Consider the following 14,079-nt stretch of genomic DNA (forward strand, 5'->3'; position numbering starts at 1 on the left):
CGTTTTTCAGGAGCATCTCTTGCAGCGATTTTTCGCCGAGCTTCCAGGCTGGATGACCAGCATCGCCGCCATTGTCGTCGCCGTCGCGGTGGCCCTGCTGCTCCACCGCTTCGCCTTCGCCGTGGCGCGGCGTGCGGCGGGGCGGACGAGCACCCAGCTGGACGACATCGTCATTCGCCGGCTATTCCGCCCGGCACGCTGGCTGATGGTCGCGATCGCCTTGTCCTTCGTGCAACCCGGGTTGAACCTGGGCGCGGGCGGCACGCGGGCCTGGGCGCAGGCCGCGGGATTGCTGGTGCCCGGCCTGATCGGCTGGATGCTGGTCGCGCTGCTCGGCGTGCTGTTCGATTGGGTGCTGCTGCGTGCCGACGTGACCGTGGAGAACAATCTGCGTGCCCGGCGACGGCGGACGCGTGCGTCGATCCTCCACCGCGTGATCGTGTTCGTGGTGCTGGCGATCACCTTCTGCCTGATGCTGATGAGCATCCCCAGCGTGCGCAGCATCGGCGTGACGCTGATTGCCTCGGCCGGCCTTGCCGCCCTGGCGGTAGGCGCTGCCGCCCAGCCCGCGCTCAAGAACCTGATCGCCGGCATCCAGATGGCGTTTTCCGAACCGATCCGGCTGGACGACGTGGTCATCGTGGAGGGCGAGTGGGGGCGGATCGAGGATATTCGCCTCACCTATGTCGTGGTGCGCATCTGGGACGATCGCCGGCTGGTGGTGCCGGTGTCGCAATTCCTGGAGAAGCCCTTCCAGAACTGGACGCGCGAGACCAGCCAGCTGCTCGGCAGCGTGTTCTGGTATCTCGATCCGGCCGCCGACATCCCCCGGCTGCGCGCCAAGCTGGAGGAACTGGTCAAGGCCAATCCGCGCTGGGACGGCCGCTTCTGCAACTTGCAGGTGACCGACACCAAGCCCGAGGCGATCGAGGTGCGCGGGCTGATGACGGCCAAGGATGCCTCCACCGCCTTCGACCTGCGCTGCGATATCCGCGAGGGGCTGCTCGCCTATATCCGCAGCGAGATGCCCGAGGCGCTGGTCCGCACCCGCGGGCTGCTCGACTTCACGCCTCGACCGGAAGCCGGGTCTCCGTCTCCATCGGGACGCTCCTGAGCTCGTCGGTGAACTTCTTGAGCCACCACATCACGTCCTGTTCGTCGACGCCCGCCTTCAGCGCCTGCCAGCGCGCGATCCGCTCTTCCAGCGGCATGTTGAGCGCCTGGCAGATCGCGTCGGAGACTTCCTCGGCGCTATAGGGGTTGACCAGCAGCGCCTCCTCCATCTGGATCGCCGCGCCGGCGAATTTGGAGAGGATGAGGACGCCCGGATCCTCCGGGTCCTGTGCAGCTACATATTCCTTGGCCACGAGGTTCATCCCGTCGCGCAAGGGGGTGACCAGGCCGATCTTGGCGGCGCGGTACACGCCCGCCAGCACGTCGCGCGGATAGCCCTGGTTGACGTAGCGCAGCGGCACCCAGTCCAGATCGGCATGCGCGCCGTTGATCTTGCCCGACAGCCCCTCCAGCGTGTTGCGGATGCGCTGATAGGTCTCCACCGTCGCCCGCGACGGCGGCGCGATCTGGAGCAGATACACTTCCTTGCGCTGCTCCGGATAGGTCGTGAGGAAGCGCTCGTACCCGAGGAACCGCTCCTCCAGCCCCTTGGAATAATCGAGCCGGTCGACGCCGACGATCAGCGAGCGGCCCACCGAGCTGGTGCGCATCTGCTGATAGGTCTCGCGCGCGGCGTCGCTCTCGGCCAGCGCCGCGAACTCCTTGGCGTCGATGCCGATCGGGCAGGCGACTAGCTTCACGCTCTTGAGGCCGATGCGCAGAACGCCGTCGGGCTGGACCACCGCTTCCATCTCGGCGCGGGCGAAATCGATGAAGCTCTCCATCCATTCCTGGGTGTGGAAGCCGATCACGTCATAGGCGAACAGCGTCTCGATCAGCTCGTGCGCCTTGGGCAGGCTGGAGAGCAGCCGGCGCGGCGGCCAGGGGATGTGGAGGAAGAAACCGATGCGGTTCTTGCAGCCTCGCCGGCGCAGCTCCTGGCCGAGCGGGAACATGTGATAGTCCTGCACCCACACGACATCGTCCGGCTCGATCAGCGGCCGAACCGTCTCGGCGAAACGTTCGTTGACGCGCTGATAGCCGCCGGCGAAGCCGCGCTCATATTCGGCCAGGTCGATCCGGTAGTGAAACAGCGGCCACAGCGTCCGGTTCGCATAACCGTTATAATATTCGTCGATATCCTGCTCTTCCAGGTCGACCGTCGCGGTGGTCACCCCCTGGTTGCGCTGCATGCTGATCTGGCCGGTGAACTGGTCGGTCTGCTCGCCGGACCAGCCGAACCAGATTCCGCCATTTTCGCGCAGCGCCGCGGACAGCGCGACGGCAAGGCCGCCCTGCGCGCCGGAGTTGGAGCCGGTGGGCGCGGAAACGCGGTTCGAGATGACGATTAGGCGGCTCAACGGATCGAACTCCAGGGCTTGCTCAGCAGGACGGCGCAATTGATCATGCCGACCAGCGAGTAGGTCTGGGGATAATTGCCCCACAATTCCCCGGTCACGGGGTCGATATCCTCGGAGAGCAGGCCGGCGGCGGTCCGTCTGCCCAGCATCTCCTCGAACAAGGCGCGCGCTTCGTCGGTGCGGCCGGTGATGTGCAGCGCTTCGATCAACCAGAACGTACAGAAGTTGAACGCGGTTTCCGGCAGGCCGAAATCATCCTCGGTATCGTAGCGCAGCATGGTCGAGCCGCGGCGCAGGCCTTCCTCCACCGCCTTCAGCGTGGAGACGAAGCGGGGATCGTCGGGCGCCAGAAAGCGCATCTCCAGCAGCTGGAGCAGGCTGGCGTCGAGATCGTCGCCCGAGAAGGTGGCGGAGAAGCGCTGCGTGTCTTCGCGCCACGCCTTGTCGAAGATCGTCGTGCGGATCGTGTCGGCGCGGTGCTGCCAGAAGTCGCGACGCTCGGGCAGGTTGAGGACATGCGCGGCGTTGGCGAGCCGGTCACACGCCGCCCAGCACATCGCCACCGAATAGGTATGGACGCTTTGCCGGGTGCGCAGCTCCCACAGACCCGCATCCGGCGAGTCGTGGTGCTGCCAGGCGCGCTCGCCGACGCGTTCCAGCGATTCGAAATCCTCGACGCTGGCGATCCGGTACAGCCGCTGGTCGAAGAACGCCTGCACGTTGGACAGGACGATCTGGCCATAGGCGTCGTGCTGGACCTGCTCATAGGCCTGGTTGCCCACGCGCACCGGGCCCATGCCGCGATAGCCGGCGAGATCGGGTGCCTCGCGCTCCTCCAGCGTCGCCTCGCCGAGCACGCCGTAGAGCGGCTGGATATGGCCGCCGCGCGGCTCGGCACGGGCATCGTCGACGATGTTGCGCAGATAGCCGAGATACGTCTCCAGCACATCGAGCGCGCCCAGCCGGTTGAGCGCCTGCACGGTGTAATAGGCGTCGCGGATCCAGCAGTAGCGATAGTCCCAGTTGCGCTGCGATCCGGCATGTTCGGGGATCGAAGTGGTCAGGGCCGCCACGATCGCGCCGGTTTCCTCATGCTGGCAGAGCTTGAGGGTGATGGCCGAGCGGATCACCACCTCCTGCCACTCCAGCGGAATGGCAAGGCCGCGCACCCAATGCTGCCATTCGGCGATGCTGTTGAGCAGCATGTCGTCCACCGTCTCGGCGACGTCGCCGCTGAAGCTCTCGTCGGGGCCCAGGAAGAAATGCAGCGGCTTTTCGACGCGGAACACCCGCTCCTCCTCCACCATGCCGACCGGGGCGGTGGTGGTGAGGCGCAGCGTCATCGGCTCGACCATATAGCGAAGGTGGTTCGAGCCGCCGATGCGCGTCTTGCAGCCCTTGCCCCAGCCGCAGGTGGGGCGCAGCTTCACCCGGATGCGCGGGCTACCCGCCACCGGCTTGACGATGCGCGCGAAGGCGACCGGGCGATAGACGCGACCGAGGCGCTGGAAGCGCGGGCAGAAATCGGTGACCTCGATCGCGTTGCCGGCCGCATCGGTATGGCGGCTGACCAGGATCGGGGCGTTGCGCAGATAATGCTGCTCGACCGAGACCACGCCTTCCAGCGCGATGTCCCAATAGCCGCCCTCGGGCTCCTCGCCGCCGACCAGCGCCGAGAAGAGCGGGTCGCCGTCGACACGGGGCACGCAGCCCCAGACGAAGCGGCCCGCGCGGTCGATCAGCGCGCTGACCTGGCAGTTGCCGATCGGCCAGAGGTCGAGATTGGTCATGCATGCACTCCGGCGGCAGTGGCGAGCCAGGCAAGGACGCCGGACACGTCGTCGATCCGATAGCGGGCGTCGGTGGGGCGGGGGGCGCCGACCAGCACGCCCGCGCCGCCGAGCAGCGCGACGGCGGAAAAGCCGGGCTCGTCGGTCACGTCGTCGCCGAGGAACACCGGGCGCCCGGCGGCGAACCGGGGATCGGCCATCAGCGTGCGGATCGCGCTGCCCTTGTCGCCGCCCGCGGTGCGCACCTCGACCATCATCTTGCCGTGCTGCAGATACAGGCCGTGCTCGGCCGCCAGCCGTTCGGCCAGCGCCATGGCCTCGGCCTCGAGCCCGGGGTTGAGCCGGTAGTGGATCGCGGCGCCCAGCGGCTTGTCCTCCAGAATGGCGCCCTCCTCGGCCTGCGTAAAGGCGCGCATCGCCGCCAGCGCCGCGACCAGCCCGGCGGGGCGCTCGGCCTGCTCGCGGCGGCCGTCGGACCAGCGAAATTCCATGCCGTGGCTGCCGACGATCGAGGGGCTGCGATCGCCGAACAGCGCCGCCAGATCGCCGGCGGGGCGGCCGCTGACCAGCGCCAGCCGGCCGTCGAGCTTTTCCTCCAGCGCGCGGATCAGGTCGACCAGCGTGGGGCCGACCACCACGCCGTCGGGGCGATCGGCGAGTTCGACCAGCGTCCCGTCGAAATCGAGGAACAGGCTGGCGGTATCGAGCAGATCCGCCGGGGGCGGCATCAGCAGAACGGGGTCCCGGTCGGGCATGCAACTCCTCATCGGGGCGCCAGGAAAGGGCGCCCACCACAGGATCGTTACGCGCGCGGGCCCGATCCGTTCCCCCGGTCGTCCGATTCATGCTGCACCTGCGTGGTGCCGAAGCGCAGCGACAGGCCGTGATACAGCCGTTCCTTCGAGACCAGCTGCGCAGTGAAGTCGGCGATCAGCGCGGCGGCGAGCAGGGGGAGCATCAGCCCGCGGCTGGCGGTGGTCTCGGCGATGATGATCACCGCGGTCAGCGGCGCGCGCACCACGCCGGTGAAATAGGCGACCATGCCGAGCAGCACGATCGTCCCGCCGGGCGCCGTGGGGAAGATCGGGCGGACCAGGTCGCCGACGCCCGCGCCCACCGATAGCGACGGGGCGAAAATGCCGCCGGGAATGCCGGCAATGGCCGTGGCGAGCGTCGTCGCGAACTTGGCGGGAGCATACCACCAGGCGATCTCGCTGCCGGTGATCGCGGCGCGGGCGGCGTCATAGCCGGTGCCCCAGGTCATGCCGGTGGTCACGCCGAGCACCGCCACGACGAGCCCGCAGGCGGCGGCGAAGACGAGCTTGTGCCGCCGCACCGCGACCAGCGGCCGCCAGTCCGATCCGCCCGCCGCGAGCATCAGCCGCGCGAACAGCCCCCCGGCAAGGCCGCCCACCACCCCCGCCACGGGCGCGGCAAGCACCGCTTGCGACAGCGGCAGCGTGCTGCGCATCGCGCCGAAATAGACATAGTCGCCGGCGATGCCGAGGCTGGTCATGCCGGCGATCAGCACCGCCGCCATCACCAGCACCGCCATGCGCTGCTCATAGGCGGCGGCGAGTTCCTCGATCGCGAAGGCGACCCCGGCGAGCGGCGTGTTGAACGCCGCCGCCACGCCCGCCGCACCGCCGGCGATGAACACCGAGGCGCGGATCGGCACGCGGGCGAGCCGGTGGGCATAGCCCAGGATCGACGCGGCGACCTGCACGGTGGGGCCCTCGCGCCCGGTCGAGGCGCCGACCAGCACCGCGCCGATGGTGAGGATAAGCTTCAGCACCACCGTCTTGGCCGAGGTAAGGCTGGTCATCGCATGCTCGGCGTCGCGCGTCGCCGCCATCACCTGCGGAATGCCCGAGCCGGTCGCGTCGGGGGCGAAGCGGCGGGTCGCCCAGGCGAAGAAGGCGAAGCCGGCGGGGGTGAGCAGCAGGGGGAGCCACCACCAGGTCCGCTCCAGCATCGTGAAGCGCCGCGCGGCCCAGTCGGCGGCCTCGGCAAAGGCGAAGGCGACCAGGCCGATCACGATCGCACCGCCGAGAAAGGCAACCCGCCGCCGCCAGAAGGGTGCGGTGGGGCCATGCCGGCGCACGATCGCGCGGACGCGGCGGGTGGTGTTGCGGTGGTCCATGCACTCCCTCAGCCCGGCCCCCGCCGCGGGCGCTGTAGCGGGGGCGGGGGCGGAGCGCCAGCCTAGATCCTGCCAACAAAGGGGGGGCGCTCGCCGCATGCGTTCCCCTCCCGCCTGCGGGAGGGGCCAGGGGAGGGGATGAACCCTCACGGCGTTTCTACCACGTCAGTCCCTCCCCCGACCCCTCCCGCAAGCGGGAGGGGAGAGAGACATCACACGAACGCCGGCATCTCCGGCAGCAACTTGTCGAGCGTCACCGGATATTCCCGCACCCGCACGCCGCAGGCATTGTAGATGGCGTTCGCCACCGCCGCGCCGACGCCGCAGATGCCGAGCTCGCCCACGCCCTTCGCCTTCATCGGCGAACTGGTCGGGTCGGTCTCGTCGAGGAACACCACTTCCTGGTGCGGGATGTCGGCATGGACGGGCACTTCATAGCCGGCAAGGTCGTGGTTGACGAAGAAGCCGAAGCGCTTGTCGACCGCCAGCTCCTCCATCAGCGCCGCGCCGGCGCCCATCGTCATCGCGCCGATCACTTGGCTGCGCGCGGACTTCGGATTGAGGATCCGGCCCGCCGCGCACACCGCCAGCATGCGGCGGATGCGCACCTCGGCGGTTGCCGCATCCACGCCGACCTCGACGAAATGCGCGCCGAAGGTCGATTGCTGCTGCTTCTTGGCGAGATCGCCATATTCCATATGGTCCTCGGCGACGATCTCGCCGGCCTTGGCCGCGTCGCCCAGCGCCACGCTGCGATTGCCGGCACGGACCTTGCCGTCCTCGAACACCGCATCGGCCGAGTTGAAGCCCAGCGCCGTCGTCACCTTGTCGCGGAGCGCCGCGCAGGCGGCATAGACGCCCGCGGTGGCGCTGTTCGCGCCCCATTGCCCGCCCGACCCGGCCGAGACCGGGAAGCTGGAATCGCCCAGCCGCACCACCACCTGGTCGAGCGGCACGCCCATCATTTCCGCCGCGGTCTGGGCGATGATGGTATAGGTGCCGGTGCCGATATCGGTCATGTCGGTCTCGACCGTCACCCGGCCCTTCGAGTCCAGCCGCACACGCGCCGCGGAGCGCATGTTGAGGTTGTTGCGGAACGCCGCTGCCACGCCCATGCCCACCAGCCAGCGGCCGTCGCGCGTCTTGCCGGGCATGGCGCTGCGCCGCGCCCAGCCGAACTTGTCGGCGCCGATCTTCAGGCATTCCACCAGCTGGCGCTGCGAGAAGGGACGGTCGGGCTTTTCGGGATCGACCTGGGTGTCGTTGAGGACGCGGAAGGCGATCGGATCCATGCCGAGCTTCTCGGCCATTTCGTCCATCGCGATTTCGAGCGCCATCAGGCCCGGCGCCTCGCCCGGTGCGCGCATCGCATTGCCCTCGGGCAGGTCCAGCACCGCCAGCCGCATCGAGGTCAGCCGGTTCTCGCCCGCATAGAGCAGCTTGGTCTGCGCCACCGCGGTTTCGGGGCCGCCGCCGGGCAGATCGCCCGATCCGCTTTCATGCGCGATCGCGGTGATCTTGCCGTCCTTGCCGGTGCCGATGCGGATGCGCTGGATCGTCGCCGGGCGGTGCGTGGTGTTGTTGGCGATCAGCGGACGCTGCAGCGTGACCTTCACCGGCCGCTTCGCCGCGCGCGCGCCGAGCGCCGCGAGCACCGCGTCGGCGCGGACGAACAGCTTGCCGCCGAAACCGCCGCCGATGAACGGCGAGACCAGCCGCACCTTTTCCTTGGGGATGCCGAGCGTCCTGGCGACGTCGCCCTTGCCCCAGTTGATCATCTGGTTCGAGGTCCACAGCGTCAGCATGTCGCCGTCCCACGCCGCGATCGAGGCATGCGGCTCCATCATCGCATGGCTGTGATCGGGGGTGGTGTAGGTGGCGTCGAGCTGGACGGGTGCCGCCGCGAAGGCCGCGTCGAAATTGCCCACCCGGTCCACCGGCGGCGCGGCACTGCCCTCGCCGCTGCTGTCCCCCTTGAGCGGCGCGGTCTTGAGCGCTTCGGCCAGATCGAACCGGCCCTTGTCGCGCGCATAGGTCACGCGGACGAGCCCCGCGGCGGCGCGCGCCTGTTCGAAGGTCTCGGCCACCACCAGCGCGATCGCCTGGTGGTAATGCTCGATCTCCGGACCGCCGAGCAGGTTGGCGGTGTTGAAATTGCCCTTGGTCAGCTTGCCGGCATTCTCGGCGGTGACGATCGCCAGCACGCCGGGTGCTGCCTTGGCGGCGCTGAGGTCCATGGCCGTGATCCGGCCCTTGGCGATCGCCGAGCCGATGACATAGCCATAGGCCGCGCCCGGCGCGACGTCGTGCCGCTCATAGGCATAGGGAGCTTGCCCGGTGGTCTTGAGCGGACCGTCGATCCGGTCGGTGGGCTTGCCGACCACCTTGAGGCGATCGATCGGGTTGGTCGTGGCGGGGGTATCGAACTTCATGGCTCAGCCCCTTGCTTCGCGCAGCACCGCGGCGAGCGTGCGCTCGGCCAATGGCACCTTGAAGGCATTGTCGTGCGTCGGCGTCGCGCCGGCGAAGGCGATCTTGGCGGTCGCGGCAGCCCCCTTGGGGAGCGCGGCCTCGGCGGCCTCGACCCGCCACGGCTTGTGCGCCATGCCGCCAAAGGCGACGCGGCCGCTGCCGTCCTTCTGCACCACCGCCGCTACCGAGACGAGCGCGAAGGCATAGGACGCGCGGTCTCGCACCTTGTGGTAGAAATGCTTGCCGCCCAGCGGCTTGGGCAACGTGACCGCGGTGATCAACTCGCCGTTCTGGAGCGTGTTGTCGAGATGCGGGGCATCGCCCGGCAAACGGTGGAAGTCGGCGATGGCGATCTTGCGCGTGGCACCGTCCGGCTTCACCGTCTCCACCGTCGCGTCGAGCAGGCGCATCGCGATCGCCATATCGCCGGGATAGGTGGCGATGCACGCCTTGCTGGTGCCGATCACCGCGAGCTGGCGGCTGAAACCGCCGATCGCCGCGCAGCCGCTGCCGGGCTTGCGCTTGTTGCAGGGCTGGTTGGGGTCGTAGAAATAGGGGCAGCGGGTGCGCTGGAGCAGATTGCCCGCCGTGGTCGCCTTGTTGCGCAGCTGGCCGCTCGCGCCCGCGACGATCGCCCGCGTCAGCACCGCATAGTCGCGGCGGACACGCCGGTCGGCGGCGAGATCGGTGTTGCTGACCAGCGCGCCGATGCGCAGCCCGCCGTCGGCGGTTTCCTCGATCTTGTCGAGCGCGAGCTTGTTCACGTCGATCAGATGCGCCGGCGTCTCGATCTCGAGCTTCATCAGGTCGAGCAGGTTGGTGCCGCCGGCGATGAACTTGGCGCCGGGGGTCTTGGCGGCGAGGGCGGCGGCATCGGCCGGGCTGCTCGCGCGGGTATATTGAAAAGCCTTCATGCCTGCCTCCGCGCCGCAGCTTCGCGGATCGCCTCGACGATGTTGGAATAGGCGCCGCAGCGGCAGATGTTGCCGCTCATCCGCTCGCGGATCTCCATTTCGGAGAAGGCGGGGGAGGCGGCGACGTCGGCGGCGACATGGCTGGGGATGCCGGCCTTGATCTCGTCGAGTACCGCCACCGCCGAGCAGATCTGCCCGGGCGTGCAATAGCCGCACTGATAGCCGTCATGCTTCACGAAGGCAGCCTGCATCGGGTGCAGATCCTCGGGCGTGCCCAGGCCTTCGATCGTGGTGACGCTGTCGCCTTCGTGCATCACTGCCAGGCTGAGGCAGCTGTTGATCCGGCGGCCGTTCACCATCACCGTGCAGGCACCGCACTGGCCATGGTCGCAGCCCTTCTTGGTGCCGGTCAGGTGAAGATGCTCGCGCAGCGCGTCGAGCAGCGTGGTGCGCGTATCGACGGTAAGCGCGGCGGGCTTGCCGTTGACCTTGAGCTGGACGGGCAGGGTGGGCGGCGTTTCCATCGGCGCGGCCGGTTCCTTGTCGCTGGCGCTGGCGGGCAGGGCGCTGACGGCGGCGAACCCGGCGCCGCTCGCCAGCAATCCCCGTCGCGATACGCCGATATCGGCTGGTCGATCCATGTTGGGCATCCCCTGTCTGCATTTCCCCTCGCCCATATCGTCTGATCGACACGCTAGTTCCGGTGACGACGGGGCAAGGCGCAACTGTCCGGCGCTTCTACCGGCTTTCCCATGCTGCGGCAAATGCCCTCGCGGCCACGGCGCCGCTTTCGGTGCATTGCAAAATTGCAACAGTTGAGTGACATTTTGTTTCTGACCATGTCCAGGTCGTTGCCATCGACATTCCAACGTGCAGACATATCAAAATGCGAACGCGCACGAAAGTTGCGTGAGCTTCGGAGAAAATATCAAACAAGGGGCTTTCGATGACATCCACGCTTAGAACATGTCTGCTGGCGTCCACCATGCTGGTCGCCGGCATCGCCGCACCTGCCCACGCGCAGCAACAAAGCGCTCCGGCATCGGAGAGCCAGGCCGAATCGACGAGCGAGATCGTCGTGACCGGGTCGCGCATCGTGCGTGCCGATCTCGAACTCGCCAGCCCGGTGACGGTGATCGGCCAGCAGGAACTCGAGTTCCGCCAGCCCGGCACGGCTGACGACATCCTGCGCACGCTGCCTGGCGTGCGCCCGAGTATCGGCGCAGGTGTGAACAACGGCTCGGACGGCTCGTCCACGGTCGACCTGCGCGGCATCGGCGCGCAGCGGACGCTGGTGCTGCTCGACGGTCGCCGGCAGGTGCCCTATGGTCTGGACGGCCTGACCGACACCAACAACATCCCGCTTGCGCTGTTGCAGCGGATCGAGGTTCTGACCGGCGGTGCATCCTCGACCTACGGTGCCGATGCGGTCGCGGGCGTGGTCAACTTCATCACCCGTCGCGATTTCTCCGGCCTGGATGCCTCGGCCAGCTACCGCGTCTCCGAGCGCGGTGACAGCCAGCGCTTCAAGGCCGACCTCGTCGTAGGCGGCAATTTCTCCGAAGGGCGCGGCAATGTGGTGCTCAGCGTCGGCTATACCAAGGCCGATCCGCTGCTCCACCTCGATCGCCCGATCAGCGCGGTGCCGATCAGCTCCACCAATGGCCAGTTCCTCGGCGCAACGGCCGCGCAGGTCACGATCTTCGCCTCGCCGGCCAATTCGGCGCTCGGCATCGGTCCCAGCACGCTGGGTGCCGTGGTGAACCCGACGACGGGGCTGTTGCAGCCGGCGACCGCGGCAGACACCTACAACACCAACATCGGCACCTATTTCCAGACGCCGCTCGATCGCATCAACGCCTATTCGGCAGCGCACTACGAGATCAACGACAACATCGAGTTCTACGGTACCGCCCAGTTCACCCGCAACCAGATCGCGACTCAGCTCGCGTCGTCGGGCACGTTCGGCAACACCTATCAGCTGTCGCTGAACAATCCCTATCTGCCATCCGGCATCCGAAACCAGCTCTGCTCTGCGCGCAGCATCTCCGCGGCGAACTGCGCGGCGGCGGCGGCGGTCCAGGGCGGCCCGGGCACCCCCGGCTATATCGAGGTGCCGGTGATCGCCCAGCGCCGCTTCACCGAATATGGTCCGCGCCTGAACGTGTTCGAATCGCAGATGTTTCAGGTACAGGGCGGCTTCCGCGGCGAAATCGTCAGCGGCCTGAACTATGACATCTCCGCTCAATATGGCGAAACGACGCAGAACCAGACCCGCGGCAACTGGGGCTCGTTCAGCAAGGTCCAGCAGGCACTTCGCGCCTACAACACGCCGACCGGCGTGCGCTGCGTGGACACCAACAACAACTGCGTCCCGCTGAACCTGTTCGGCCCCAACGGCTCGATCACCCAGCAGCAGCTGGCCTTCATCGATCTCGACGCGATCATCAACCGCAAGGTGACCCAGACGGTCGTCACCGGCAGCGTCTCGGGCGATCTGTTCGCCTCGCCGCTCGCTACCAACAAGATCGCCTTCGCGGTTGGCGGTGAATATCGCAAGCTTACCGCGGCCAGCCAGCCGGACGGCCCGTCGCAGATCCAGGGCGAAGTGCTCGGCACCGGCGCGCGCACGCCGCCGGACGTGGGCCGCTACAGCGTGAAGGAAGTGTTCGGCGAACTCATCGCCCCGCTGATCGAGGACAAGCCCTTCTTCTACAAGCTGACGGTCGAGGCGGGCATCCGCTATTCGGACTACACCACCACCGGCGGCAGCACGACCTGGAAGGCGGGCGGCACCTGGGAGCCCTATCAGGGCTTCAAGTTCCGCGGCAGCTATCAGGTCGCCGTGCGCTCGCCGAACATCCAGGAACTGTACCAGTCGCCGGTGCAGGGACTGGGCAACCTGACCGTCGACCCCTGCCAGGGCGCGGTTTCGGGTGGTCTCGCGCAGCTCTGCATTGCAACCGGGGCGCCGGCCAACACGATCGGGTCGATTCCGGCCCCGACCTCGGGCCAGATCAACAACACGACCTCGGGCAATCGCGAGCTCGACGTCGAGCGCGCCAAGACCTGGACTCTCGGCGGCGTGTTCACGCCCGCCGCGGTCAAGGGCTTCTCGCTGACCTTCGACTATTTCAACATCCGGGTCCGCGACGCGATCACCCAGCCGGCGCAGTCGGACATCCTGAACGGCTGCTACTCGTCGTCGCTCAACCCGGGATTCGCCAACAACGCCTTCTGCGCGCTGATCGGTCGCAACCCGCTGACCGGCAGCCTCAACGGCGCGGGTGAAACGCCCGGCGTGATCCTGAGCTACTCGAACCTGGGCGTGATCGAGACGGCGGGCATCGAACTGGGCGTGAACCAGTCGATCCGCCTGAGCGATCTCGGCATCAACGACGGCGGCACCATCACCGCCAGCTTCAACGGCACCCGGCTGAGCTACTATCACTTCCAGGCGACGCCGAACGCGATCAACCGCAACTGCACCGGCTATTACAGCGCCGGCGGCTGCACCAATCCGCGTGCCAAGTATCGCTGGAACGGGCGCCTGACCTATGGCCGCGAACTGTTCGACATCTCGCTGCTGTGGACCCATATCAGCCAGGTCAGCCTGGAGCCGTTCCTGGCCACGCGTCTGCCGGGCGATGTGCCGCAGCCGGGCGGTCCCAACCCCTCGACCATCCTCGAGCGGTTCCGCAGCATTCCGACCTTCGATTATTTCGATCTGTCGGCGCGGGTCAGCCCCACCAAGGTGTTCGACCTGACGCTCACCGTGAACAACCTGTTCGACAAGAAGCCGCCGCTGGTCGGCGCCGGCGTCGGCGGGACGGCGTTCAACAGCGGGAATACCTTCCCGACCATCTACGATCCCATCGGCCGCTCCTTCACGATCGGCGCGCGCCTCAAGTTCTAAAACATAAGTGTCTCCCAACACCTGGGGCGGCGGGCCGAAAGGCCCGCCGTTTTTTTATGCGGGAGGGGGCTCAGCCCTGCTGGTCGGACAGATCCATGAAGTTGCGCGCCGCTTCGCGGTCGGCCGCGTCCTCGAAGGTGACGTCGAGATCGGGCGCGCTGCCCAGCATGAACAGCAGCGCCCATAGCGCGAAGCGGCGGGCGCGATCCGTCTCGAGGCCCAGATCGACCTTCATTTTGTCGATGCCCGAGGCGAGCGCAGGCGGGGTGAGGGCGCCGAGGTCGGCGGTGCCGAAATAGCGGACTAGCTGATCGTCGAGTTGCATGGGCTCCGGGCCTAGGCCGCGGCGAGGCCTGCGGCAAGAATACGG

10 protein-coding genes are annotated in these 14,079 nt (G+C 67.8%); 2 read left to right on the forward strand and 8 right to left on the reverse strand.

Translation table 11 applies throughout. The features are described 5' to 3' along the window. Window positions 1–19 precede the first annotated feature (19 nt). Window positions 20–1,114: a mechanosensitive ion channel domain-containing protein gene (locus tag S2M10_RS11345; protein WP_247650755.1), complete on the forward strand. Its 1,095-nt coding sequence runs from the start codon at window positions 20–22 to the stop codon at window positions 1,112–1,114. Here S2M10_RS11345 and S2M10_RS11350 read toward each other — a convergent pair. From S2M10_RS11350 to paoA, 7 genes are all read right to left on the reverse strand, one after another. Continuing rightward, a complete protein-coding gene (locus S2M10_RS11350) occupies window positions 1,065–2,474 on the reverse strand; it encodes a trehalose-6-phosphate synthase (protein WP_168846159.1) in 1,410 nt (469 codons plus the stop codon). The two genes, S2M10_RS11345 and S2M10_RS11350, sit on opposite strands and share 50 nt — an antisense overlap. Further along, entirely contained in the window at window positions 2,471–4,264 is a 1,794-nt protein-coding gene (locus S2M10_RS11355) for a glycoside hydrolase family 15 protein (RefSeq protein WP_168846160.1), read from the reverse strand. Before S2M10_RS11355 ends, S2M10_RS11350 begins: the two co-directional genes overlap by 4 nt. Further along, window positions 4,261–5,019 (reverse strand): trehalose-phosphatase, encoded by a 759-nt coding sequence (otsB, locus tag S2M10_RS11360; protein WP_168846161.1) that lies wholly within the window; start codon window positions 5,017–5,019, stop codon window positions 4,261–4,263. The genes S2M10_RS11355 and otsB overlap by 4 nt, the downstream gene beginning before the upstream one ends. 47 nt (window positions 5,020–5,066) lie before the next feature. Further along, window positions 5,067–6,407, reverse strand: coding sequence for a chloride channel protein (locus tag S2M10_RS11365; RefSeq protein ID WP_168846162.1), 1,341 nt, complete (start codon window positions 6,405–6,407; stop codon window positions 5,067–5,069). Window positions 6,408–6,619: 212 nt separating this feature from the next. Continuing rightward, window positions 6,620–8,839 (reverse strand): aldehyde oxidoreductase molybdenum-binding subunit PaoC, encoded by a 2,220-nt coding sequence (gene paoC, locus S2M10_RS11370; protein WP_168846163.1) that lies wholly within the window; start codon window positions 8,837–8,839, stop codon window positions 6,620–6,622. A gap of 3 nt (window positions 8,840–8,842) precedes the next feature. After that, on the reverse strand, window positions 8,843–9,793 hold the full coding sequence (locus S2M10_RS11375; protein ID WP_168846164.1) for a xanthine dehydrogenase family protein subunit M: 951 nt from the start codon (window positions 9,791–9,793) through the stop codon (window positions 8,843–8,845). After that, window positions 9,790–10,434, reverse strand: a complete 645-nt coding sequence (gene paoA / locus S2M10_RS11380) for an aldehyde dehydrogenase iron-sulfur subunit PaoA (protein ID WP_168846165.1) — start codon at window positions 10,432–10,434, stop codon at window positions 9,790–9,792. The genes S2M10_RS11375 and paoA overlap by 4 nt, the downstream gene beginning before the upstream one ends. 305 nt (window positions 10,435–10,739) lie before the next feature. Here paoA and S2M10_RS11385 point away from each other — a divergent pair, with 305 nt between their 5' ends. After that, on the forward strand, window positions 10,740–13,709 hold the full coding sequence (locus tag S2M10_RS11385) for a TonB-dependent receptor (protein WP_168846166.1): 2,970 nt from the start codon (window positions 10,740–10,742) through the stop codon (window positions 13,707–13,709). Between the two features lie 70 nt (window positions 13,710–13,779). Here S2M10_RS11385 and S2M10_RS11390 read toward each other — a convergent pair whose 3' ends face one another. Continuing rightward, window positions 13,780–14,034 (reverse strand): hypothetical protein, encoded by a 255-nt coding sequence (locus S2M10_RS11390; protein ID WP_168846167.1) that lies wholly within the window; start codon window positions 14,032–14,034, stop codon window positions 13,780–13,782. Between the last annotated feature and the right edge of the window lie 45 nt (window positions 14,035–14,079).

The organism is Sphingomonas sp. S2M10, from assembly GCF_012650175.1.
GTDB lineage: Bacteria > Pseudomonadota > Alphaproteobacteria > Sphingomonadales > Sphingomonadaceae > Sphingomonas.